Annotated in this window: 19 protein-coding genes, 1 other RNA gene and 1 pseudogene; 18 read left to right on the top strand and 3 right to left on the bottom strand. The window is 47.1% G+C overall.

The features are described from left to right. Positions 1–10 precede the first annotated feature (10 nt). Complete coding sequence (locus BBC0178_RS07630) at positions 11–988, top strand: ArsR/SmtB family transcription factor (protein WP_225868297.1); 978 nt, start codon at positions 11–13, stop codon at positions 986–988. Positions 989–1,016: 28 nt separating this feature from the next. Then, entirely contained in the window at positions 1,017–1,937 is a 921-nt protein-coding gene (gene metF / locus BBC0178_RS07625; protein WP_078039712.1) for a methylenetetrahydrofolate reductase [NAD(P)H], read from the top strand. Between the two features lie 79 nt (positions 1,938–2,016). Here metF and BBC0178_RS07620 read toward each other — a convergent pair whose 3' ends face one another. The 3 genes from BBC0178_RS07620 to BBC0178_RS07605 form a co-directional block, all read right to left on the bottom strand. Continuing rightward, the gene (locus tag BBC0178_RS07620; RefSeq protein WP_149867446.1) at positions 2,017–2,322 is read right to left on the bottom strand and encodes a hypothetical protein; all 306 of its coding nucleotides are present in this window, start codon (positions 2,320–2,322) and stop codon (positions 2,017–2,019) included. A gap of 915 nt (positions 2,323–3,237) precedes the next feature. Further along, positions 3,238–4,482 (bottom strand): lytic murein transglycosylase, encoded by a 1,245-nt coding sequence (locus BBC0178_RS07610; protein WP_078039709.1) that lies wholly within the window; start codon positions 4,480–4,482, stop codon positions 3,238–3,240. Positions 4,483–4,606: 124 nt separating this feature from the next. Beyond that, positions 4,607–5,410: a glycoside hydrolase family 25 protein gene (locus BBC0178_RS07605; RefSeq protein WP_077973578.1), complete on the bottom strand. Its 804-nt coding sequence runs from the start codon at positions 5,408–5,410 to the stop codon at positions 4,607–4,609. A gap of 116 nt (positions 5,411–5,526) precedes the next feature. Between BBC0178_RS07605 and BBC0178_RS07600 the strand changes: the two genes are divergently transcribed. From BBC0178_RS07600 to murB, 16 genes and pseudogenes are all read left to right on the top strand, one after another. Beyond that, positions 5,527–5,883: a hypothetical protein gene (locus BBC0178_RS07600; RefSeq protein WP_078039708.1), complete on the top strand. Its 357-nt coding sequence runs from the start codon at positions 5,527–5,529 to the stop codon at positions 5,881–5,883. 115 nt (positions 5,884–5,998) lie between these two features. Continuing rightward, positions 5,999–6,712: pseudogene (locus BBC0178_RS07595) on the top strand (TerB family tellurite resistance protein). Between the two features lie 2 nt (positions 6,713–6,714). After that, a complete protein-coding gene (locus tag BBC0178_RS07590; protein ID WP_188317789.1) occupies positions 6,715–7,476 on the top strand; it encodes an N-acetylmuramoyl-L-alanine amidase in 762 nt (253 codons plus the stop codon). A 658-nt stretch (positions 7,477–8,134) separates the two neighbouring features. Beyond that, positions 8,135–8,529, top strand: an RNA gene (gene rnpB, locus BBC0178_RS07585) — RNase P RNA component class A. Between the two features lie 129 nt (positions 8,530–8,658). Further along, complete coding sequence (locus BBC0178_RS07580) at positions 8,659–9,972, top strand: Nramp family divalent metal transporter (protein ID WP_075914211.1); 1,314 nt, start codon at positions 8,659–8,661, stop codon at positions 9,970–9,972. Positions 9,973–10,096: 124 nt separating this feature from the next. Further along, positions 10,097–11,110: a 16S rRNA (cytosine(1402)-N(4))-methyltransferase RsmH gene (gene rsmH, locus BBC0178_RS07575; protein ID WP_078039707.1), complete on the top strand. Its 1,014-nt coding sequence runs from the start codon at positions 10,097–10,099 to the stop codon at positions 11,108–11,110. Then, positions 11,107–11,514: a cell division protein FtsL gene (gene ftsL, locus BBC0178_RS07570; protein ID WP_075868720.1), complete on the top strand. Its 408-nt coding sequence runs from the start codon at positions 11,107–11,109 to the stop codon at positions 11,512–11,514. Before rsmH ends, ftsL begins: the two co-directional genes overlap by 4 nt. After that, the gene (locus BBC0178_RS07565; RefSeq protein ID WP_078039706.1) at positions 11,511–13,262 is read left to right on the top strand and encodes a peptidoglycan D,D-transpeptidase FtsI family protein; all 1,752 of its coding nucleotides are present in this window, start codon (positions 11,511–11,513) and stop codon (positions 13,260–13,262) included. The genes ftsL and BBC0178_RS07565 overlap by 4 nt, the downstream gene beginning before the upstream one ends. A gap of 18 nt (positions 13,263–13,280) precedes the next feature. Then, the gene (locus BBC0178_RS07560; RefSeq protein WP_078039705.1) at positions 13,281–14,732 is read left to right on the top strand and encodes a UDP-N-acetylmuramoyl-L-alanyl-D-glutamate--2,6-diaminopimelate ligase; all 1,452 of its coding nucleotides are present in this window, start codon (positions 13,281–13,283) and stop codon (positions 14,730–14,732) included. Continuing rightward, positions 14,729–16,147: a UDP-N-acetylmuramoylalanyl-D-glutamyl-2,6-diaminopimelate--D-alanyl-D-alanine ligase gene (locus BBC0178_RS07555; RefSeq protein ID WP_078039704.1), complete on the top strand. Its 1,419-nt coding sequence runs from the start codon at positions 14,729–14,731 to the stop codon at positions 16,145–16,147. The genes BBC0178_RS07560 and BBC0178_RS07555 overlap by 4 nt, the downstream gene beginning before the upstream one ends. 22 nt (positions 16,148–16,169) lie before the next feature. Next, positions 16,170–17,240: a phospho-N-acetylmuramoyl-pentapeptide-transferase gene (gene mraY / locus BBC0178_RS07550; RefSeq protein WP_077971981.1), complete on the top strand. Its 1,071-nt coding sequence runs from the start codon at positions 16,170–16,172 to the stop codon at positions 17,238–17,240. A 5-nt stretch (positions 17,241–17,245) separates the two neighbouring features. Next, positions 17,246–18,637: a UDP-N-acetylmuramoyl-L-alanine--D-glutamate ligase gene (gene murD / locus BBC0178_RS07545; protein WP_078039703.1), complete on the top strand. Its 1,392-nt coding sequence runs from the start codon at positions 17,246–17,248 to the stop codon at positions 18,635–18,637. A 180-nt stretch (positions 18,638–18,817) separates the two neighbouring features. Next, the gene (locus tag BBC0178_RS07540) at positions 18,818–19,963 is read left to right on the top strand and encodes an FtsW/RodA/SpoVE family cell cycle protein (RefSeq protein ID WP_078039702.1); all 1,146 of its coding nucleotides are present in this window, start codon (positions 18,818–18,820) and stop codon (positions 19,961–19,963) included. 1 nt (position 19,964) lies between these two features. Then, positions 19,965–21,089 carry an undecaprenyldiphospho-muramoylpentapeptide beta-N-acetylglucosaminyltransferase gene (murG, locus tag BBC0178_RS07535; RefSeq protein WP_078039701.1) on the top strand — a complete coding sequence of 375 codons (1,125 nt, stop codon included), beginning with the start codon at positions 19,965–19,967 and terminating at the stop codon, positions 21,087–21,089. After that, complete coding sequence (gene murC, locus BBC0178_RS07530; RefSeq protein ID WP_077971967.1) at positions 21,086–22,495, top strand: UDP-N-acetylmuramate--L-alanine ligase; 1,410 nt, start codon at positions 21,086–21,088, stop codon at positions 22,493–22,495. The genes murG and murC overlap by 4 nt, the downstream gene beginning before the upstream one ends. An 11-nt stretch (positions 22,496–22,506) precedes the next feature. Continuing rightward, positions 22,507–23,469 carry a UDP-N-acetylmuramate dehydrogenase gene (gene murB, locus BBC0178_RS07525; protein ID WP_078039700.1) on the top strand — a complete coding sequence of 321 codons (963 nt, stop codon included), beginning with the start codon at positions 22,507–22,509 and terminating at the stop codon, positions 23,467–23,469. Positions 23,470–23,786: the final 317 nt, after the last annotated feature.

Genomic DNA, 23,786 nt, shown 5'->3' with positions numbered 1-23,786 from the left:
AGACACGGTTATGGTGCGCCAATTGGCATTGAACGAAATGGTAGACGTATTGAAGGCGGTTGCTGAAACAACGCGTTTGCGCATTTTGTTTTTATTGGACAAGGGCGATTTGACAGTTTCCGATCTTACCAAAATTCTAGGGCAATCCCAGCCACGCGTTTCCCGACATTTGCGTCTGTTAACGGAGGCCAACCTGATTGAGCGTTATCAGGAAGGCGCATGGGCCTATTTTTCATTGTCTTCCTGTTCATTACGGCGGGAAATGTTAAACACGGTGCTTGAGCATATTGATCGTCGGGACAATTTTATCGAAGGCGATATGGCAAGACTTGATGAAGTCAAAAAAGAAAGAAGCCGCGCTGCGGCTGCCTATTTTTCCAAAAATGCGCATGACTGGGATAAACTCAGATTGCTTCATGTACCCGACAACACTGTCGAACAAACCATGGTTGAACTGGTGGGAACAACGCCATTCCAGTCCATGCTTGATATCGGCACCGGTACGGGTTCGTTATTGAAATTATTTTCTCCCCTTTATACGCGTGCCATCGGAATTGATAACAATCGTGATATGTTGGCTGTGGCACGCGTAAATCTGGATAAAGCCGGTATCTCGAATGCGCAGGTTAGACTAGGTGATGTGGCTAACTTGCCGGTCGAGAACGAAACGTTCAATCTCGTCACGATTTATCAGGTACTTCATTTCCTGTCGGACCCTGAAAGTGCAATTTTTGAAGCCGCGCGTGTCATGCGCCCCGGTGCGCGGCTCATTATTGTCGACTATGCTCCGCATGAACTTGAATATTTACGTGAAAAATATGCCCATATACGTATGGGATTTTCTGATTCCCAAATGGAAGATTGGCTTGATAAAGCCGGTTTGATATTGGAAAAAACTTTGAGTTTTCAACCACAACAAAATGGCAATACAAAAGGCCTCACGATCAAGCTTTGGCTCGCCCGTGACACGCGTTTGTTGATAGCCTGAAAAACAATAGCTTAACGGAGACCGATTAATGTCTGCCCCATCACTATCACGCCGCCCCGATCTGGGCGACAAGCTGAAGGTTTCTTTCGAATTTTTCCCGCCAAAAACGGAGAAAATGGAAGAAATGCTTTGGCAAACGGTCAAGCGTCTTGCACCGTTAAAGCCAGAATTTGTTTCAGTAACTTACGGGGCAGGCGGCTCGACGCGCGAGAGAACTGGACGGACGGTTGAACGTATCATCAAGGAAACACACCTTAATGCGGCCGCCCATTTGACATGTGTTGATGCAACACGTGAAGAAGTCGACGGTGTGGCACGTCAATTCGCCTCTATGGGCATTCATCATTTTGTTGCGTTGCGCGGTGATCCAAGCAACGGAGCGGGCGGGCGTTATCATCCCACTCCGGGAGGTTATGCCAATGCGGTTGAGCTCGTTGCGGGTTTAAAAGCAATTAATCCGGATTTTGAAATTACTGTTTCGGCTTATCCGGAAAAACATCCCGAAAGTCCCGATTTTGCAACCGATATTGATCTTTTGAAACGCAAAATAGACAATGGTGCAACAAAAGCCATTACCCAATGTTTTTTCGATAACCATTTTTATGAAGATTATATAGAAAGGGTGCGCAAAGCGGGCATTTATATTCCGATTTTGCCCGGCATTTTGCCAATTCATAATTTTTGGCAGGTTAAAAATTTCTGTGCACGCAACGGCACCCATATTCCCGATTGGCTGGCACAACGTTTTGAAGGATTGGAAGAAGACCAGAAAACGCATGATCTTGTAGCGGCCGCAGTTGCTGCCGAACAGGTGCTTGATCTTGTCGAACATGGTGTTGAAGATTTTCACTTCTATACACTTAATCGGGCCGATCTCGTCTATGCCATATGTTACCTTATTGGTATCAGACCTAAAAAAGAAACGGCAGAATTGTCGACTGGTGACTAGACATAGAATGACAGGGGTCAAAGGCTTGCTCGTTGAGAAATAGTCACGATGGGCGAAAGACCGATTGTGCCCGTTTTCCTTAGCGCACTTCTTTGTTAATGAAGATGTTCACAATATTTCCGTGAGCGGCAAGCATGATCTTGTCCGGTAAGGCTTGTAGGGCGGAAAACAACAGGTTCTTCGGGCGCCGATTCTTCGCATTTTGTGTTTTTCTGTCATTGTAAAGACAAAAGAGGGCAATGGCGAAGGAAGGCCAAAGACCAAGAAGAACATAAGTGAAGGAGGCGGCCACCCACGAGCGAAACTCCATCTCCCTCCGGTAACCAAGCAAGTTTTGCGGCTGCGATTCGAATTGCCCGAAATGCCGGGTTAATTTTCTATGCAATATCTATTTTTCGTTATTATATGCTCCAATATAAGACAAAATCGACATGTTTTTATCATATTGAGTAAAATTATAGCAAAAAATTCTTATTTTCATTCCGGTTTTTCAGCCCTTGTCTTGTGATCGTCGTGATGATCGTTCATATCAGGGAGGCATCGTTATCGAGATGCAACAAATTGGTTAACAACCAGGGAGACCGAGACCCCCCGCAACGGATTTCCCTTGGTTGAGGCCCGATCGGAGCTTGCTCCGGTCGGGTTTTATTTTTTGAATTCTGTTTGGATAAATTTATCCTTTTGGCTTTTTGAATTATCCTTTGACGCTTTGAAAACTCCTCCCGCTTCTTGGAATTTGCTTTTGCCATATTTTGTTGCGTTCCATTATCGCCGCCAAGGTTCTTGAGATAGAACGACGTTTTTCCTTTTCTTGTGCATTTTTTCAGTAAAATATTGGATGGTTTATGGGTGTCAGTCATGCGTACTTCAAAAACTGATTTTAAAAGGTTTTTTCGAGCTGCCGGAATCATGACCCGTCGAAAATGCGACTTTGTTAAAGTCTTTTTGCTATGACAATGGATAAATGCTTTTTGTCAGACCGAAACAATGAAGCTTAAAAAATAAAAGGGCATAAGAGAATTTGTCGTAAATTACCGTGCGGCCGGCGAAAACGCATAATGCATCTATTCAAGAACGATAGAAATGACGGGGCTCGGCGAATACGCTTTCATGATGAAGCAAGAAGACGCTCAAAATTCCGGAAATGAACAGATGAAGACTTCAACTGGTGATCGGATAAATCTCATTTCATCTGGAAAATGTTATTCCTAAAACAGCGAACGACATAACAAAAACGGGCAGAGATGCCCGTTTTGCTATGAGTTGAATGTGTTATTTTTTGACCGCGTGGAATATGGCTTCAAAGCCGGTCAAGCAATTCTTTTGTCGGCCATGAATCGGCCGGAAGTCCCAAACGGAGCTGTTCGGTCCGCACGGCGTCGCGTGTCAATATACCGTAAACACCATCCACTTTGCCCATATCATAACCACGGTCTGCAAGCTTTTGTTGCAATTGCTTCATCTCTTCGGTGCTTAACCCCGGTTCGGGATGGCCTATATCAAAAGCCGGAGCACCGGCGAGACGTGAAGCGAAATAGGCAACGGTTGTTGCATAGACAATCGATTTATTCCATTCGACAAAAATATCGAAATTGTCATAGGCTAAAAATGCCGGTCCCTTTCGGCCCATTGGCAACATAAGCGAAGCATCCCCGTTATCGGGTCCTAACGGGTCATTGAGGCCGGTAACACCCCAACTGGTCCATTGTGAATGGGGTTTGCGATTTTGCCTGATTGCTTCTTGCCATGGCAAATCATCGCGCGTTAGGCGCACCTCTTCAAGCCACGGTTCACCGCGCCGCCATCCGAGATCGCTCAACATATGGGCAGCTGTCATGACGGCATCGGCAACAGACCCCTTAAGGTCGATTTTACCATCACCATCGCCATCAACACCGCGTTCGAGATAATCCTTCGGCAAAAGTTGCATTTGACCGATTTCGCCAGCCCATGCGCCGGTTGTTTCAGCATTGACGACGCCCTGATCGAACAGTTTCAAAAGCGCGATCAATTGCGGACGGAAGAGTTCCGGCCGCCTGCAATCATGGGAGAGGGTGAAAAGGGCATTCAACGTATCGAAATTGCCTTGCACTGCACCATAATCGGTTTCAAGCCCCCAAAAGGCTGCGATCACCGGTCCCGGAACCCCGTATTTTTCTTCCGCTTTTGCAAAAACATCGGAATATTTCTGCAAGTTTTCCTTGCCCTTTTTCAAACGCGCTTCAGGGATGACGCGTTTTGAAAATTCCGCAAATGTGAGATTGAAAATGGCCTGCTTGTTATCACGCTCAATAACCTTTTGGTCTATCGTTGCTTTTTTGAGTTCGTCGATAGCGTGTTCGCTCACACCCGCTTTGCGGGCTTCATCGGCCACATTCTCTCTGAATGTTTCGATTGGCGTGCTGCAGGCCTCGCGTGCTACTTTGGTTGCGACATCATCTGTCTGGGGTGCCGCATCGGGTTCTTCAGCTTGTGAAAGCGGGCAGAAAACTGTCGCAAACAAGAATGTCGAAGCTGCCAGAATTGCCTGTCTTGTCTTGAACATTTATTCTCATTCCTGCACTTTATGATGTTTAAAATGTCTTGTACCATTTTTTAACAGAAATAAAGAGGCATGCGCATCTCATTTGTAAGTCAAAACAATAATTGCCTATTGTCTGACTGTTTTTTTATTTTCCGGAAACATATTTTTGCCATTCGTCGCGGCTGCCGTAAAAGACATTGATGTCGGCATCCCCCTTGATACCGGGAACACGCCCCGTTCCGGTATATTGCCAGAATGTCCACGGATGGGTGCCATATTTTTCTTGCGGATGACCGGCGACCGACCTCAGCCAGAACGAATAACCTTTTATTTGCGACAGGCCGTTCCGATCAAAGAAATCAACTGTCGTATAAATAATGGGTTTCTTGCCATAATATTTTTCAACAATAGATAGGAAGACCTTCATTTCACTACGAACAGTCTCTGCCGGCGGCCGGATTTTGCATGTCGGTGAAGAATCATTCCACTCCATATCAAGAACGGGCGGCAGGGCAGTCGGGTCCTTCGGTACATTTCTGATGTACCATTTGGCTTGTTCGGAAGCCGGACGACAATAATAGAAGAAGTGATAGGCGCCGCGTGGCATGCCGATTTCTTTTGTCCCATCCCAGTTGTGGAGAAAATTGTCGTCTACACGGTCGCCACCCTCTGTTGCTTTGATAAATGCAAAAGAAATGCCGCTATGTTTGACCGCTGCCCAGTCAACAGCCTGTTGATATTTCGAAACATCGGTCCCGTGAATCGGGTAATGCCACGGGGTAAGCTCGGTCCAGTCATGAGGCTTGCGATCATCAAAGCGGGGGGCATTGATTGGTCCCTTGGGCGCTGTGCCGGATGGTGGCACAATATCACCAAGATCATAAGACAAGGTGGTGCAGCTTGTTAGCAACAGAGCCGAAGCAATTGACGTGAATAAAGTGCGCGCCATTTTTTTAAAATTATCTTTGAACAACAATTCAACACCTATCGGGCTCTAAAATCACTGTTCACCATTGCTAAAAATAGTAAAAGAATGGCATATAAATAAAAACTTTTGGAAAAAATATGAAAAAACTTCGTTGGCGTCGCATCATTGGTCTTTTTATTCTCCTCATTCTCGTCATTGCCGGTTTGTGGTGGGGATATTCATATTTTTTCAGTAATTCCGGTGAAATAAACGGGGAAAAGAGCCTTCCTGAAGGTTCAGCCATAAGTTTGCCAAAAGTGCCGCTTACACCATCGGATATGACGGAGGCACAAAAACAGGATGTCATCAATAAATTGATGGAAGATGCAAAAGCATCTGCATTGCAAAGTGGCCAGAGTGAAGAACAGGCAGAAAATTTTGCGCGTGAAGCGGGGGAGGTTGCGCGTCAGGCGATGAATCGTCCTTCCACAGTTGACGGGGATAAAGCACAGTAACGATCAATTTCATTCTTATCGTTTTGAGATATCAGTAATCGACCTTGGCAAATTATCTGTTAATGTGACCGATCAAATAGAACAGGCTTATTAAATTCAAATTCAGGAAAACCGGATGCCTTCATTATGGACACGCATTGGCGAGCTTATTAACAACGTTGCTGGCGACGTGTTGAATGCTATTGTCGAACGTGTGCGTAACTTCTTTGAAGGTGATCCTGAAACACGCAGACAAGTTGCTTTTTCTGTTTCCATGATTGCTTTATCGGCAAAAATGGCAAAAGCCGATGGCGTTGTAAGTGACGCCGAGGTCAAAGCATTTTATGAAATTTTTTCGGTTCCCGACCACGAGTTTCATAATGTCGAACGCCTGTATAATCTCGCCAAACAGGACATTGCCGGCTTTGATGTTTATGCGCGGCGGCTGTTCCGGCTCTGTCAGGAATCCGATTGTCAGGGACAATTATTGGAAGATGTTCTGGAAGGGCTTTTTTATATTGCCAAATCGGATGGCGTAATCCATCAGGACGAACTCGTTTTTTAGCGTGAGGTTTCCGACATTTTCGGTTTTTCTCGCGAGCAGTTCAGGGCAATCAGTGCGCGCCACGCTGTTATCGGTGAAAGTGACCCGTGGCTGGTTTTGGGCCTCAAAAAAGGTATAAGCTTCGAGGAAGCACGTAAACGCTACCATGATCTTGTGCGCGAACACCACCCCGACAGGGTTATGGCACGTGGTTTACCAAAGGAATTTCTGGCTATTGCCAATGAGCGTCTGGCGGCTATTAATAACGCATGGGCTATCGTGCGTGAGGAGTTTGTTACGGCATGACAATGCAACAGTTCAAAGCTGATTATCAGGGAGCAATTGTGCGCCCTTCACCCAACTTTGAGGAGCGTAAAGACGGCGCCAAACCGCAATTTCTTATTCTCCATTACACAGGCATGGAAAACGCAGAAAGTGCCGAACAACTTTTATGTTCACCGGAAGCAAAAGTTTCAGCCCATTATGTTGTGGAAGAAGACGGGAAAGTCGTGCAACTGGTTCAAGAGGCTTATCGCGCGTGGCATGCCGGTGAAAGTTTCTGGCGCGGTATCACAGATGTTAATTCCTATTCAATCGGCATTGAAATTGTCAATGGCGGGCCTTTGTTGAACTTTCCCGATTATCCGGAAAAGCAGATTGAGTCGGTCATCAAACTTTGCAAGTCGATCATTGAAAAATATTCGATTGAACAGAGGAATGTACTTGCCCATTCCGATATTGCCCCGCATCGCAAAACCGATCCGGGTGAAAAATTTCCTTGGGAAACACTTTTTAAGGCCGGTATTGGCCATTTCGTGCGTCCGGCCGCAATTTCCGGTGGGCGATTCATGACCAATGGCGAAAGTGGCAGACCGGTTGAAGCCTATCAATCAATGCTTGCTCTTTACGGTTACGGCATTGATATCACCGGCTCTTTTGACGAACGCACGCAACTGGTGACCAAAGCCTTTCAACGCCATTTCAGACCGCAAAAGGTTGATGGTGTTGCGGATGTCTCAACCATCGACACACTTCATCGCCTGCTTGGCACGTTGAAAAGCCTCACCTGAAACGTAAAGTTTTTAAAAATATAATCGAAACAATTGAATGGCTATGCTTCAAGGGAGGTAGCCTGACTATATTTTTTAAAAATGGAGCGCTTTTTACTCATGTGTTTTTTATTTGTTTATGATCTTGGCTGTGCAAATTGCGGTTTTTTCTCATAGAAAATAGATTTGTCCTGATTGTTCCAGAAAGGCGCCATTTACGGAAAATTTTTAAAGTTTTGTACTTCTAAGATTTTTATATGGGCGAGATTCGTCCGGTGACGGCTCTCCGGACTTTATCTTGGTTGCGCAATTGCCCGATAAACGATCAATGGTTTGTTTGCTTTCAGCCAATCTTTCTTGGTTGATTTAAAAAACAGCTTAACCGATATTCAGGCCCAATTTTAAAATATGTAATGGACATTCAAGGGGCGGCACGGTTGGCTTTTGTAATGTCATAAATTATGATTTTGCGTTGGAATCCTGTGTTATGGCATTTGTCCGTTATGCAATCGAGTGACCGGAACGACTGTTATTGCATACTGTTTTTCGGGATTTTTGTTTTTGCAGGCTTTTTTCAAAATGGCCCGGTTTTCTTTTCCGGAGCGGCTCGGGGAAGGGGGCGTCAATGAAGCAATTTTAATGGTTTGCAGGCGTTTGTTTTTGTTTTATAAGCAGCCCGTCAGTTGGTCGGGCAGCCGCGCCTTCTCAATACCGAAAGGTGAAAGGTGAGGAAAGTCCGGGCTCCATGGAATAACGGTGCCGGATAACGTCCGGCGAGGGTAACCTCAGGGAAAGTGCCACAGAAATATACCGCCTGTTCATGCAGGTAAGGGTGAAAAGGCGGGGTAAGAGCCCACCGCGCATCCAGTAATGGATGTGGCAAGGTAAACCCCACCGGGAGCAAGACCGAATAGGAATGACACGCAAGCTTTGCTTGCAGCCGATTTCCGGGCCTGTCATTCGGGTAGGTTGCACGAGACGGGTGGTAACATCCGTACCAGATGAATGGCTGTCACGCGGAATTTTTAATCAAATTTCGCCATACAGAACCCGGCTTATAGACCAACTGACATTTTCCTTTTGCGTTTTTTACCTTTATAGAAATCACAAATATAGAATTCACAAATATTTTTATATGACCCCGATTGACGGATAGATCGTTAGAGCTAATGCAAAGCATTCGCAATTAGAAAGTTTTGTTGCATGTCTCTTCAAGATGATAAATTCTCCCGTAAGTCCTCGCTCACCGAACGGACGTCGGAAGGCATTTCTGCAATGCTTGCCGGCAAGCGAAAGGGCGGACGTACATTTCTTCTCATGGTTGGGCCTGCCGTTATCGCCTCAATCGCCTATATGGATCCCGGTAATTTTGCGACCAATATTCAGGCCGGATCGGGCTATGGCTATACGTTGTTGTGGGTTGTGTTGCTTGCCAATCTTATTGCCATGCTGTTTCAGGCACTGTCGGCTAAAGTTGGCATTGTAACCGGCCGCAACCTTGCTGAACTCTGCCGCGACAATCTGTCAAAACCTGTTGTTGTGGCAATGTGGATTATCAGCGAAATCGCTGCAATGGCAACCGACCTTGCCGAATTTCTCGGTGGTGCTATCGGTCTTGCCTTGCTGTTCAATTTGCCGCTTATCGTCGGTATGATTATTACCGCGATTGTTACTTATGCGCTTCTGATGATTGATAGCCGCGGTTTCCGCCCGACAGAAATTCTGATCGGTATTCTGGTTTCGATTATCGGCCTTTGTTATCTTATTGAAATGGTGATCGCGCCGGTTGATTGGGAAGCTGCAGGTTTGCACCTTTTCACACCGGAAATGCCTGATGCCAACGCCTTGCTTATTTCCGTCGGTATTATCGGTGCTACCGTTATGCCGCATGCGCTTTACCTCCACTCCGGCCTGACGCAGGCACGTGCCAAAGTCCAGAGTGACAAGGATCGTCGCCAGCTTGTTCGTTACTCAAACCGCGAAGTTATCGTTGCTCTTGCTATTGCGGGCATGGTCAATATGGCCATGGTCATTATGGCAGCAAGTACATTCCATGGTGCGCATAACGACATTGCTGAAATCGATCAGGCCTATTACACATTGACACCGCTTCTCGGTATCGGTGCGGCAGGTGTTTTCCTTGTTTCGTTGATTGTTTCGGGTATTTCAAGTTCGGTTGTCGGCACTATGGCCGGACAAATGGTTATGCAAGGATTTGTCGGCTTCTATATACCGATATGGGTTCGCCGTTTGGTTACGATGATACCTGCCTTTATCGTTGTGGCACTCGGTGTCAACTCGACCGAAGCGCTGGTTGTCAGTCAGGTTATTCTTTCAATCTCGCTGCCTGTCCCCATGATTGCGCTTCTCTATTTTAGTGGTCGCAAATCCATTATGGGGCAATTTTCCAACGGAATTGTTACCCAGATTGTTGCCATTCTTTCGGCAATTGTTGTTTTGATACTGAATTTTGTCCTGCTCTTCATGACATTCGGTTTAATACCGGAAATTTCGTGAATGAGGGTTCAATCCTAACACTTCGTTAAGCATAACTGTGCGATAAAGAAGATTGACGCATTTTGACCGATTGAAAGGTCAGGATGCGCCAATCGATTTTTAAACGTACTGTTAAAAGATAACGATGCCAACTGTTAAGGATACCGATTTTAAACGTCATATCCCTGTTTTACTTGAACCTGTTCTTGCGGGAATGGATGCTTGCGCCGGTAAAACAATTATCGACGGTACCTTTGGTGCGGGGGGCTATTCGCGTGCACTCCTTGATAAAGGAGCCAATGTCATTGCACTTGATCGGGATCCTGAAGCGATCCGTGACGGCGAAGCTCTGGTTGAAGAATATCGTCCACGATTGAAACTCGTTCATACAGAATTTTCCAATCTCGGCCACGTGACAGACGATAAAGTTGACGGCGTTATTCTCGACATCGGCGTTTCCTCCATGCAGATTGACGAGGCAGAGCGCGGTTTCTCGTTCCAGAAAGACGGGCCGCTTGACATGCGTATGTCGGAAAAAGGTTTCAGTGCAGCCGATGTCGTGAACACCATGAAGGTAAATGACCTTACGCGCATTTTCGGTCTTCTCGGGGAAGAACGCCATGCGGCCCGTATTGCCCGAATGATTGTCGAAAGACGCGAGAAAAAACCGTTTTTGCGTACCTCTGATCTTGCAGATGCTGTCGAGACATTGGTGGGGCGCAAACCCGGCGAGCATATCCATCCGGCAACAAGAATTTTTCAGGCCTTGCGCATTTACGTTAATGACGAGCTTCAGGAATTGGCCAAAGCGCTTGAAGCTGGCGAAGCGGTTTTGAAACCCGGCGGGCGGCTTGGTGTTGTAACCTTCCATTCACTTGAAGACCGCATGGTCAAAAAGTTTTTCGCTCTCCGGTCAAAAGCGCGCGCGCAATCGCGCTATTTGCCGGTTCAAGAAACAGAAAAGCCGACATTCACTCTTAAAGTCAAAAGCGGAATTACCGCAGATGAAGCGGAGCTTGAAACCAATCCCCGTTCACGCTCTGCGCGTTTCCGTTTTGGTATTCGCACGGATGCCGACATAGCACCTCTTGATAAATCAATATTCGGTCTTCCTGAACTAGCCCGATTTGATGCCCGAAATGATGGTAATAGAAAATGACAGTTTTTCGTACATTTGATATGATTTTGGTGGCCATTATGATTTGTGCAGCCGGTATCACCTACAAGGTGAAGTACGACGCGCTGAAACGCATTGGCGAAGTCCAGCGTATCGAACGACAAATTGTTGCCGAAAAAAATACCATCAATTTGCTACATGCCGAATGGGCAATGATGATAGAGCCAGAACGTATGCAGGTATTGGCCACCCGTTATCAGGACCAACTCGGATTGCAGGTAACCGAACCCCGCCAGATTATCAAGTTGCAGGATATACCGGAACGGCTGCCAGACCAGATCGAAAATCTCATTAAGGATGACGAGCTTGAAGAAAAAAATTCGCTACTTGCCCGCAACGGCAACGCGAATATCGATAATATCGCAACAGGAAGTGTCCGGCCATGAAGTTTATTCCGTTTTTGAAGCGTAAACCGAAGGCACCTCTCAATCGTTATGAAGAGTTGCAAAAGGCCGAATATCGTTCACGCAGAACCCGCCGCCGCCTCATGGTGGTGGTGAGCTGTTTCTTATGCGTTTATGCGGTGATTTTTGCCCGGCTTATCTATTTTGGTATCAAAGGCGGCGAGATTGAAGAAGCCTCCGGCCCTGCAGTCGAGCAATCGGCAGCCCGTCCAGATATTCTTGACCGTAACGGGCGGCTTCTTGCAACCGATTTGAAAACCTATTCGCTTTTTGCCGAACCGCGCCGCATCATTGATGTGGATGAAACAATCGAATTGATTTCAACGGTTCTACCCAATCTCGATTGGCAGGAAACCTATAAAAAACTTAAAAAGAAAACCGGTTTTGCGTGGATTCAGCGCGGGCTCACGCCAAGTCAGAAAGAGCAGATTATGGCTCTTGGTATTCCCGGTGTCGGGTTTCGCACAGAGGTGCGCCGCTTCTATCCCGGTGGGCCAACAGCTTCCCATATTCTCGGCATGGTCAATGTCGACAATCAGGGCACGGCAGGAATGGAAAAATATATCGACAATGCGGGTTTAAGCGATTTGCGTGCAGCCGGACTTGCCGACGAAACGTCACTTGAACCGGTAAAACTTTCAATCGATATCCGTGTTCAGGCCATTATGCGTGATGTATTGGCAGACGCTATGCAAAGATATCAGGCAATTGCCGCCGGTGCGGTGGTTATCAATATCCACACCGGTGAAGTGCTAGCCATGGCTTCCATGCCCGATTTCGATCCCAACAATCCGGTCGATGCACTTAAAAAAGATCGCCTCAACCGGATGACAGCCGGTACTTTCGAAATGGGGTCGACAATTAAAAGTTTTACCACCGCAATGGCGCTCGATTCGGGAAAATTCCAGTTGAATAGCGTGATTGACGCGTCAAAGCCGCTTGCTGCCGGACGTGGACATTTCATCCGTGACTTCCACGGTAAATATCGTCCGTTAACAGCTTGGGAAATTTTCATCTTTTCTTCCAATATCGGTTCGGCAAAAGAAGCACTGACAATCGGCATTGACGGGCACCGCGAATTTTTAAAAAGAATGGGGCTTCTTGACCGTATGACGACAGAACTTCCCGAAGTTGCCCGTCCGGTTGAGCCGAGACGTTGGAAAACTGTCAATTCCATGACCATTGCTTTTGGCCACGGCATGATGACAACGCCATTGCAAACCGCGGTCGGCGCAAGCGCCTTGATGAATGGCGGCAAGCTTATCGAACCGACATTTTTAAAACGCACAGCCGAGGAGGCGGAAGAACACTCCAAACAGGTTGTTTCACCGGAAACGAGCCGTGACATGCGTTATCTTTATAAATTGAATGGAGATATCGGTTCGGGGCGCAGAGCCAAGGTTGAAGGTTATCGTGTTGGTGGAAAAACCGGTACTGCCGAAAAAGTCGAAAACGGCAAATATTCAAAAACCAAACGGTTTAACGCCTTCCTTGCGTCTTTCCCGATTGACGACCCGCAATATGTTGTTTTGACAATTATTGACGAACCCAAGGCGGAAGAAGGAAAGTTCGGCGCGACTGCCGGTTTTAACGCAGCCCCGATGGTTGAAAAGATCATTCACCGGTCTGCAACTTTCCTTGGTGTAAGGCCGGACTTTAAAGAAGAATATGCTCCTGTACTTGCGTCTTCCGGCAATCAGAAATTGCCTGAAACGTCGTTCAATGACTAGTGGAAAAGGGGATAGCGCATGAAACTTGATCAACTGATAAGCGGTGTTCACCAGAAAACAATAGTGCCCTCTGTTGAAATTAAGGGCGTGACCGCCGATTCCAGAAAAGTTATGCCCGGTTTCCTTTTTGTCGCTCTCAAAGGGAATAAAGGCGATGGCGGCGTTTATGCCGAAGACGCAGCAAAACGGGGCGCCGTTGCTATTCTCACCGACCATGATTTTAAATTGACGAACAGCAATGTATCAATTTTACGTGTAGCGGATGCACGTCACCAATTGGCGCTCATTGCAGCGCGTTTCTTCGGAAAACAACCCGAGACTGTTGTGGCCGTTACCGGCACAAGTGGCAAAACATCTGTCGCTTCATTTACGCGTCAGATATGGAAAGATGCCGGTTTTGCTGCTGCAACAATTGGAACAATCGGCGTCATTACACCAGTGAAAAACGAATATGGTTCTTTGACCACGCCTGATCCAGTGAGGTTACAACAGATAATGGCCGAACTTGTTGATGAGGGTGTGACCCATGTTGCCATGGAAGCTTCCTCTCACGGTATAGATCAGCGCCGCCTCGATGGTGTCCATCTTGCTGCCGCCGCTTTTACGAATCTCGGGCGCGACCATATGGATTATCATCCGACTGTCGAAGATTATTTCAGAGCCAAAATGCGTCTCTTCGACACGCTTTTGCCGAAAGAAGCACCGGCCGTCATTTTCGCCGATGACAAGTTTTCGGAAGCGGCAATTGAACATGTCAAACGTTCAAAACGGCAGGTTTTAACGGTCGGGCGCAAGGGTGATTTTATCAAATTGCGCCATATCGAGCACCAACGCTCGCGCCAATTTGTTGATTGCATTGTCGATAACGAGGTTTTCGAGTTCACGCTACCGCTCGCCGGCGACTTTCAGGTTTCCAATGCGCTGGTTGCAGCCGGTCTCACACTTGCAACCGGTGTGTCGGCTGCTGCTGTTTTTCGTGCACTTGAACGTCTGCAAGGAGCACCGGGGCGTCTTGAACTTGTGGGGACAACAAAAGATAAAGCGGCAATTTATGTCGATTACGCACATAAACCGGAAGCGCTGGAACAGGTTCTACTTGCTGTCAAAGCATTCACCACCGGAAGAGTGGTTGTCGTCTTCGGCTGTGGTGGTGACCGTGACAAGGGTAAACGCCCGATTATGGGGAAAATCGCTACCAAATATGCCGATATTGTTATTGTCACCGATGATAATCCGCGCACCGAAAATGCCGCCGAAATCCGCAAAGAAATTATGGCAGCCGCAAGCGGCGCCAAGGAGATCGGGGATAGAAGAGAAGCCATCCGTTATGCCATTTCTCTGCTTCAAAGCGGCGATACATTGGTTGTTGCCGGAAAAGGACACGAAAAGGGCCAGATTATCGGAACCGAAGTTCATCCTTTTTCTGACCATCAGGAAATAACGGAGGCCTTGGAAGGACAGCATAAATGATGCCATTATGGACGAAAGCCGAGCTTAAAAAAGCAATTGATGGCGAGATCATCGGCAATTTGCCGGATGAATTATCGGGCGTTTCGATTGATAGCCGCACCGTAAAGCGGGGCGAAATCTTTTTCTGTATCAAGGGCGAAAAACTGGATGGACATGATTTTGCGGCGAAAGCTGCCGAGGCCAGAGCAGGCTTGTTGATTATCGAAAAAGCCCACAAAGCAGACATTCAAAAACTCGGTGTGCCGATGATTGCAGTTAATGATGCACTGAAAGCTCTTGATGAGCTTGCAGTCGCAGCAAGGGCGAGATCAGGCGCAAAAATTATTGCTGTGACCGGATCTGTCGGCAAAACGACGACGAAAGAAGCACTGCGCCACTGTCTTGGAGCTGTCGGAAAAGTTCACGCCAATCCTGCGTCGTTCAATAATCAATGGGGAGTGCCGCTAACCCTTGCCCGTATGCCGGCCGATACAGATTATGGTGTGTTTGAAATCGGCATGAACCATTCTGGTGAAATCCGCCCATTGGTAAAAATGGTGCGGCCTCATTTAGCCATTATTACCAAGGTTGCGGCGGTGCATCTGGGGTTCTTCTCGAGTGTCGAGGAAATTGCCACAGCGAAAGCTGAAATTTTCGAAGGTGTCGAAAAAGGCGGGACAGCACTTCTTAATGCCGATGATGATTTTTTCCACTTTCTTTCCGATAAGGCCAAAGCGTGCGGGATTGAAAATATATTGAGTTTCGGCGAAGCAAAAGGTGCCGACTATCGCTTGGAAAAACTCCATATGTTGGCCGACTGTTCAAGTATGAGTGTGAAGATTGGCGACACTGAAGCCATGGTGAAGGTTGCAGCACCCGGACGCCATATTGTGCAGGACTGTCTGGCCGTGCTCGGTGCGTGTGATTGTGTTGGTGCCGATATGGCACATATTGTTATGGCCATGGCAACATTTAGCGCCGAAAACGGGCGCGGCGCACGTTATCATCTGGAATTGCCAGCGGGCGGGACATTCACGCTGATTGACGAAAGTTATAATGCCAATCCGGCTTCCATGCGGGCAAGTCTTGAACTTTTGAAGCAAGCCAAAACTGGCGCACGCGGGCGGCGCATTGCGGTGCTTGGCGATATGCTCGAACTTGGAAAATATAGCGAAAAACTTCACCGCGAACTTGCCGAACCGGTTTTTGCCTCGGGTGCCAATCCGGTTTATCTCATTGGACGCGAAATCAAACCTTTGGAACAAGAGCTTGCAAAAAAGCTCAAAGTTTATTTGAAAGAAAATGTCGAAGAGGTTATCCCTCTCATTCTCAAAGACATTCATGATGGTGATGTCATCATGGTCAAATCATCGAATTCCATTCGCTCTTCGCGTGTTGTGTCGGCTTTGCTTGAACGTTATAAGAAAGCCGATTGAAAGTTAAAAAGGCCAAGCTTCCATGTTGATGTATTTTTCATCACTGACCGATATTCTGCCCGGTGTCGGGGTGTTCCGCTATATTACGTTCCGCACCGGTGCGGCTTTGCTAACGTCGGGACTGATTGTTTTTCTGTTCGGACCAAGCATTATCGCCTCGTTGAAAGTGCGTCAGGGCAAAGGCCAGCCAATCCGTGCCGACGGTCCGCAAACCCACTTCAAAAAAGCCGGTACCCCGACCATGGGCGGTTTGATGATTTTGAGCGGTACGGTGGTTTCTGCACTTCTATGGTGTAATCTTTCCAATATCTATTTTTGGGTTGTACTTCTCGTTATGTTGGCCTTCGGCGCAATCGGCTTTTATGATGATTATCTCAAAGTCACCAAACAAAGCGAAAAAGGCTTTTCCGGAAAGGCTCGTCTGACATTGGAATTTATCATTGCCATTGTCGCCTCCGGCGTCATTATGCATTTCGAATCAACGGGCCTCGCACTTCCTTTTGTGAAAGATTATTTGCTCAATCTCGGCTGGTTTTTTATTCCCTTTGCTGCTTTTGTCATGGTGGGAGCGGGTAACGCGGTCAATTTTACTGATGGTCTTGACGGCCTTGCCATTGTTCCGGTCATGGTGGCCGCTTCGTCATTCGCGCTCATTGCCTATTTGTCCGGCAATATCAATTTTGCCGATTATCTTCAGATCCACTATGTCGCGGGTTCAGGCGAACTGACAGTGCTTCTCGGTGCAGTTGTCGGAGCGGGACTTGGCTTTTTGTGGTTTAATGCGCCGCCTGCCGCAATTTTTATGGGTGACACCGGCTCGCTTGCACTTGGCGGAATGTTGGGTGCTGTTGCGGTTGCAACAAAACATGAAATCGTTCTTGCTGTCATCGGCGGGCTCTTCGTTATGGAAGCACTCTCCGTTATTATTCAGGTTTTCTGGTTCAAATTGACAGGAAAACGCGTTTTCCTCATGGCGCCGATCCACCACCATTTCGAGAAAAAAGGCTGGACGGAAAGTCAGGTCGTTATACGTTTCTGGATTATCTCGATTGTGCTTGCCCTGATCGGTCTTTCAACTCTTAAATTAAGATAAGCAAAATGATTATAATCAATTCTTTCAAGAATAAAAAAGTTGCACTCTTTGGACTTGGTGGTTCGGGTGTTGCCACAGCAAAATCGCTTCTTGCCGGTGGTGCGGACGTTCTCGCATGGGATGACAAAATGGAAACCGTCGAAAAAACGCGTGCTGAGAATATTCCGGTGAGCGATCTTCATAATGTTGATTGGTCAACAATCTCGGCTCTCGTTCTAGCTCCCGGTGTGCCGCTCACCAATCCCGAACCCCACTGGACAGTCAAACTCGCAAAAGCTGCCGGTGTTGAAATTATCGGCGACATTGAATTGTTCATTCGCGAGCGCAATGCTTATCTCAAACACAATAAACTTTCCGACGCGGATATGCCCTTCATTGCAATTACCGGCACCAATGGCAAATCCACCACAACAGCACTCATCAATCATCTTCTGAACGAGAGTGGAAAATTGTCGGAAATGGGTGGCAATATCGGTACCGCTATTTTGTCGCTCGAGCCGTTTGAAAAAAATCGCTTTTACGTAATTGAATGCTCATCTTTCCAGATTGATCTGACGCCGTCCATCAACCCGACGGTTGGCATTCTTCTTAATATTTCACCCGATCATATCGACCGGCACGGGACATTTGCCCATTATTGCGAAATCAAAAAACGGCTGGTAAATGGCGCGAAAACGGCATTGGTTGCCGTTGATGATGAAAATTCGACAAAAATCTATGAAGAGCTTTTACATGACCATCATAAAGTTTATCCCGTTTCAAAAGACAAGGTTTTGAAGAGCGGATATTATGCTGTCAAAGACGAGCTTTTCAGTGTGGAGAACGGCAAAGCGGAAGCACGTTTGTCGCTTTCGGGAATAGACTCGCTTCGCGGCAGTCATAATGCCCAGAATGCTTTGATGGCACTCGGCACCCTTGATATTTTGAAAATCAAACCGGTTGAATTGCAACGTATTTTTGCCTCTTATGTCGGGCTGCCGCACCGTATGCAGCAAGTCAGAAAAATCGGCAATGCTCTTTATGTCGATGATAGCAAGGCAACCAATGCCGAGGCAAGTGCACCGGCGCTCGCCACCTTTGATCATATTTACTGGATTATTGGCGGTCTTGCAAAAGAAGGCGGCATTACCGCTTTGAAAGATTATTTCCCGAAAATCCGCAAAGCCTACCTCATCGGTGATGCTGCGGAAGATTTTGCCCGCACTATCAACGGAGCATTTCCGATTTCGATGTCGGGAACACTGGAAAAAGCTGTTCAGGAAGCCCATCAGGATGCGGGGGCAGACAAAGCCGAAGAAGTGGCCGTTCTGCTTTCGCCTGCTTGTGCAAGCTATGACCAGTTCAAAAATTATGGCGCTCGTGGTGATGCCTTCAAAGCTTTTGTAAAAGCGTTGTAATCTCCATTTTTGTTTCTCCTATATTTCATGGCTTCGGCTTGAGACGGTCGAAGCCATTTTTTTGTCCATAATTAAAAAGTTGAGTGCGCGTTAACCAACCGGAATCCTTTTCGGCGTAATTTCTACTGATAAATGAGCAAAAATTGTTCTTGAACGGACATTAGTAACAAAGGGGTTGAAATGGTTTCTCGTGCAGACCGTGGACCGATAGCCAATTGGTGGTGGACAATAGACCGGCCAATTCTGGCAGCCTGTCTCATGTTAATGGGGCTTGGCATTATGCTTTCCTTTGCTGCAAGTCCTACCGTTGCAAGCAAAATCGGTATTGCCGACAGTTTCTATTTTGTGCGTTGGCACATTATTTTCAGCTTTCCCGCACTTTTTACGATGATTTTTGTTTCCTTCTTTACCCCGCGCAATATTCGCCGGTTTTGCGCGCTACTATTGCTGGTAACACTTGTTCTACTGGTCGCAACCTTGTTGTTTGGCGCCGAAGTCAAGGGGTCGAGACGGTGGATTTCGGTCCTCGGCGTATCTGTGCAGGCATCCGAATTCATGAAACCGGCTTTCGTCGTTATGTCGGCATGGCTGTTTTCCGATCAGACCAGAAAAAACGGCATTCCGGGCTTTTTGCTTGCCATTATTCTTTATGGAACATGTGCTTGCCTTCTGGTGCTTGAACCCGATATCGGGCAGACAATGCTTATCAGCGCCACTTGGGGCGGCCTGTTCTTCCTTGCCGGTGTGCCGATTTTCATCATCATTCTGTTCATCGGGCTTGCGATTGTTGGCGGTTTTGGCGCCTATCTTTTCGTTCACCACGTTCAGGAACGCGTCAACGGGTTTTTGACCGGCGAAGGCGATACATTTCAGGTGGATGTCGGGCGTGAGGCTATTTTGCATGGCGGCTGGTTCGGGCAGGGGCCGGGCGAGGGGACAGTCAAACGGATTGTTCCAGACAGTCACACAGACTTTGTATTTTCGGTTGCGGCGGAAGAATATGGCATTGTTCTTTGCCTGCTGATTGTTGCACTTTTCGCCTTCATCGTTATCAGATCCATGAAAATAGCTATGAATGAACGGGATTCGTTTACCCGCTTTGCTATTGCAGGCATGGCTATTCTGTTCGGTTGCCAATCCATGATCAATATGGCAGTTAACCTGCATTTAATGCCGCCAAAAGGCATGACTTTGCCATTTATCTCTTATGGTGGTTCGTCTATGGTGGCAATTGCAATTTCCATGGGAATCTTGTTGAGCTTGACGCGTAGACGCCCCGAAGCAAGGCTTTCAGCGTCGTTACCGACTATTCTGCCAGCGGTGTGAGATGACTGATAAAAAAATAATTGTTCTGGTTGCGGGTGGCACCGGTGGCCATCTTTTTCCTGCCGAAGCTTTAAGAGGCGAACTTGTCCGGCGGGGCTATGATGTACATTTGATTACCGATGACAGGGCAAGACGCTTTGTGCGCACATTTGACGATGATCATGTGCATGTTATTCCCTCGGCAACTATAACGAGCAAAAATCCTTTTGCGGTGGCGAAAACTCTCTGGCAGCTTTTGAAAGGTGTTCGGGCATCACGACGGTTATTTAAGAAATTGCGACCCGTACTTGTTGCAGGATTTGGCGGCTATCCCACATTGCCGCCGCTTTATGCGGCAAAGTCGATTGGTTTGCGCGCCTTTATTCACGAGCAGAATGCGGTGATGGGGCGTGCCAATAAGGCTTTGGCTGAACGGGTTGATGCCATTGCCGGCGGCTTTCTTGAAGATGAAGGGCCGTATAAAGACAAAATTGTTGTAACCGGCAATCCGGTTCGTGATGCGGTGATCGAAGCCTCGGAACAACCCTACCGCCCGTCTGATGGAACTGATGCTTTCAATCTTTTGATTTTCGGCGGCAGTCAGGGAGCTTCCTTTTTCAATGAAATTGTACCGGCAGCGGTAAAACTGCTTGGCGATGATGTAAAAAAACGGTTGCATATTGTCCAGCAGGTCAGGGGTGACCAAAACGAACTCGTCGAAACCTATCGGAATCTTCAAGTCGAAGCCGAAGTTAAAGAATTTTTCGAGGATATGCCGAAGCGTATTGCCAATGCCCAATTCATTATTGCACGATCGGGCGCTTCTACAGTGTCTGAAATTGCAGCAATCGGCAGACCCGCTTTGCTTGTTCCATACCCTTATGCACTCGATCACGATCAGGCAGCCAATGCAGCAAGGCTCGCTGCGACCGGTGCCGTTAAAGTGATGCAGCAGAAAGAACTTGATAGTCACGAGCTTGCAAAAATGATTGATGCGGTTGCCAAAAACAGCGCTCTTCTTATTACACAGGCAAAAGTTGCCAAAACTGCAGGTCATAGAGATGCCACAAAAAAATTGGCAGATCTTGCAGAAGCATTGGTTGCGGGCAAAACAGTAAAAGAATTTAAAGAAGGAGAAACTTCATGAAAATGCCCTTGAGTATTGGCCTTATCCACTTTGTGGGAATTGGGGGTATAGGCATGAGCGGTATTGCCGAAGTGCTCCATAATCTGGGCTATAAAGTTCAAGGTTCCGATCAGGCGGATAATGCCAATGTCGAGCGTTTGCGCTCCCACGGAATAAAAATTCATGTCGGCCACAGTGCCGATAATCTGGGGCAGGCCGAAGTTGTCGTTGTTTCAACGGCTATTCATAAAAATAATCCGGAATATATTGCCGCCAAAGAACGTCATCTACCGATTGTGAGACGGGCTGAAATGCTTGCCGAATTGATGCGTTTCAAGCAGGCTGTCGCTATTGGCGGTACGCACGGAAAAACCACAACCACTTCATTGATCGGCACGCTTCTCGAAGCCGGTAATCTTGACCCGACTGTGATCAATGGCGGTATTGTCAACGCTTATGGTACCAATGCACGTATGGGTGAAGGCGATTGGATGGTGGTCGAAGCCGACGAAAGCGATGGTACATTTTTAAAACTTCCCGCCGATGTCGCAGTTGTTACCAATATTGATCCTGAACATCTTGATCATTACGGGACTTTCGAAGCAGAACGCGAAGCTTACTTGCAATTTGTCGAGAATGTTCCTTTCTACGGTTTTGGCGTCATGTGTCTTGATCATCCGGAAGTGCAAGCATTGGTGAGCCGCATTGATGACCGTCGCGTCATCACTTACGGCTCCAACCCGCAGGCAGATGTGCGCTTTCTGAACCACCATATGGAAGGGCCGAAATCGCATTTTGATGTCGTCATACGCTCGCGTAAAACCGGTGCGGTTATCGAGATGAAAAATCTGGTTTTGCCAATGCCTGGTCGTCATAATGTGCTGAATGCCACGGCAGCCATTGCAGTTGCTCACGAACTTGGCGTTTCCGATGACGCCATTATCAAAGGATTGGCGGGCTTTGGCGGTGTCAAACGCCGCTTTACCCATACCGGTAGCTGGAACGGTGTCGAAATTTTTGATGACTATGGACACCATCCGGTTGAAATCAAAGCTGTGCTCAAAGCTGCTCGTGAAAGTGTAAAAGGTCGTGTCATTGCTATTGCCCAGCCGCACCGTTATACGCGCCTTCATAACCTTTTTGATGAATTTGCAACCTGTTTCAATGATGCCGACACAATTCTTGTCGCTCCGGTTTATCCGGCCGGAGAAGACCCGATTGAAGGTGTCAACTCGAAAGCTCTGGTTGACCGGATTAAAACTGCCGGCCATCGTGATGCGCGATATATTGCCGACCCGAAGGAAATCGCCCCGATTGTGAGAAAAATTGCAAAGCCTGGTGATTATGTTGTCTTCCTCGGGGCTGGCAATATTACCCAATGGGCTTATGCTCTACCCAATGAATTGGCAGATCTCGATAAAAAATAAGTTTTGGTCAGATGATAGATGGCGAAGCACTTTTAAAGCGGTTGCAACCTTCTCTTGAAGGCATAAGAGGACGAATTCACCCAAATGTGGATATGAGCAAAGTCACCTGGTTTCGCGCCGGTGGCCTTGCCGAAGTCTTCTATCAACCGGCAGATGAAGCCGATCTTGCAGCTTTTTTACAAAAATTGCCGCGTGATATACCGATAACAATTGTCGGTATCGGTTCCAATTTGCTGATACGTGATGGCGGCATTGCCGGTGTAACAATCCGTCTTTCGGCCAAAGGTTTTGGTGAAACCCAGCAAGTTTCGCAGACGCGCATTTTTGCCGGTGCCGCAACCACCGATAAAAGGCTTGCTTCTGTCGCACTGGAAGCCGGAATTTCAGGCTTTCATTTTTATTGCGGAATACCGGGAGGTCTCGGCGGCGCATTGAAGATGAATGGCGGAGCCAATGGCGGCGAGACAGCACAACATGTTGTTGAAGTCTATGCACTCGACCGCGAGGGAAAACGCCATATCCTCAATCTTTCGGATATGCACTATTCCTATCGTCAATCAAAGGTCGATGATGATTTGATCTTTGTCGGTGCTTTGCTTGAAGGGCCAAAAGGCAACAAGGAAGACATTAAAAAAGCCATGGACGAGGCCATTCGCCACCGCGAAGAAGTTCAACCCATTCGTGAAAAAACCGGCGGTTCAACCTTCCGTAACCCGGAGGGTACATCGGCATGGAAAGTCATTGATGAAGCGGGCTGTCGCGGCTTGACAATCGGTGGAGCCGAGATGAGCACCATGCATTGTAATTTCATGATCAATAAAGGTAATGCAACCGCCTATGATCTCGAGCTTTTAGGCGAAACAGTAAGGAAGCGGGTATTTGAAAAAACCGGAATTGTGCTTCATTGGGAAATTAAACGCATCGGCCAATTTTTGCCCGATAGAATTGTAGAACCTTTTATAGCTCCCCATTGAAACGGGTAAAAATAAAGAGGCGCAAGCAAATCTTTGCGCCTTTTCAATTCAGGTCCATTTCCAAGACTTGTAATTTTATAATTTTAATACCCTGAAAGATAAAAACATTTATAAAAATGAATTTGATTATTTATAATCTTGTGTATAATTACACTGTAATAAATATAAAATAAAATTTAGCTGGTTTATGAACTAATAAATTTTATTCATTGTCCGATTTTTTGAACAATGGAAAAACTTACGGATGATTTCCGGAAAATACTGATATTTCCGGAACGGAAATCTGTCGGGTTATAAAGCCGGTTATCTTTTTTATT

Origin of the sequence: Ditibartonella apihabitans (genome assembly GCF_002007485.1) — a bacterium.
GTDB classification, from domain to species: Bacteria; Pseudomonadota; Alphaproteobacteria; order Rhizobiales; family Rhizobiaceae; genus Bartonella; species Bartonella apihabitans.
The sequence above is the reverse complement of the archived record's forward strand: the minus strand, read 5'-3'. Positions and strand labels throughout refer to the sequence as shown.

Coding starts and splice junctions, on each gene's coding strand:
- BBC0178_RS07590 (WP_188317789.1), top strand. CDS start 6,715: ATGCAACAGTTCAAAGCTGATTATCAGGGAGCAATTGTGCGCCCTTCA.
- BBC0178_RS07555 (WP_078039704.1), top strand. CDS start 14,729: ATGATGCCATTATGGACGAAAGCCGAGCTTAAAAAAGCAATTGATGGC.
- BBC0178_RS07600 (WP_078039708.1), top strand. CDS start 5,527: ATGAAAAAACTTCGTTGGCGTCGCATCATTGGTCTTTTTATTCTCCTC.
- BBC0178_RS07630 (WP_225868297.1), top strand. CDS start 11: ATGGTGCGCCAATTGGCATTGAACGAAATGGTAGACGTATTGAAGGCG.
- murD (WP_078039703.1), top strand. CDS start 17,246: ATGATTATAATCAATTCTTTCAAGAATAAAAAAGTTGCACTCTTTGGA.
- ftsL (WP_075868720.1), top strand. CDS start 11,107: ATGACAGTTTTTCGTACATTTGATATGATTTTGGTGGCCATTATGATT.
- murB (WP_078039700.1), top strand. CDS start 22,507: ATGATAGATGGCGAAGCACTTTTAAAGCGGTTGCAACCTTCTCTTGAA.
- BBC0178_RS07605 (WP_077973578.1), bottom strand. CDS start 5,410: ATGGCGCGCACTTTATTCACGTCAATTGCTTCGGCTCTGTTGCTAACA.
- BBC0178_RS07565 (WP_078039706.1), top strand. CDS start 11,511: ATGAAGTTTATTCCGTTTTTGAAGCGTAAACCGAAGGCACCTCTCAAT.
- metF (WP_078039712.1), top strand. CDS start 1,017: ATGTCTGCCCCATCACTATCACGCCGCCCCGATCTGGGCGACAAGCTG.
- BBC0178_RS07540 (WP_078039702.1), top strand. CDS start 18,818: ATGGTTTCTCGTGCAGACCGTGGACCGATAGCCAATTGGTGGTGGACA.
- BBC0178_RS07610 (WP_078039709.1), bottom strand. CDS start 4,482: ATGTTCAAGACAAGACAGGCAATTCTGGCAGCTTCGACATTCTTGTTT.
- BBC0178_RS07580 (WP_075914211.1), top strand. CDS start 8,659: ATGTCTCTTCAAGATGATAAATTCTCCCGTAAGTCCTCGCTCACCGAA.
- BBC0178_RS07560 (WP_078039705.1), top strand. CDS start 13,281: ATGAAACTTGATCAACTGATAAGCGGTGTTCACCAGAAAACAATAGTG.
- rsmH (WP_078039707.1), top strand. CDS start 10,097: ATGCCAACTGTTAAGGATACCGATTTTAAACGTCATATCCCTGTTTTA.
- murG (WP_078039701.1), top strand. CDS start 19,965: ATGACTGATAAAAAAATAATTGTTCTGGTTGCGGGTGGCACCGGTGGC.
- murC (WP_077971967.1), top strand. CDS start 21,086: ATGAAAATGCCCTTGAGTATTGGCCTTATCCACTTTGTGGGAATTGGG.
- mraY (WP_077971981.1), top strand. CDS start 16,170: ATGTTGATGTATTTTTCATCACTGACCGATATTCTGCCCGGTGTCGGG.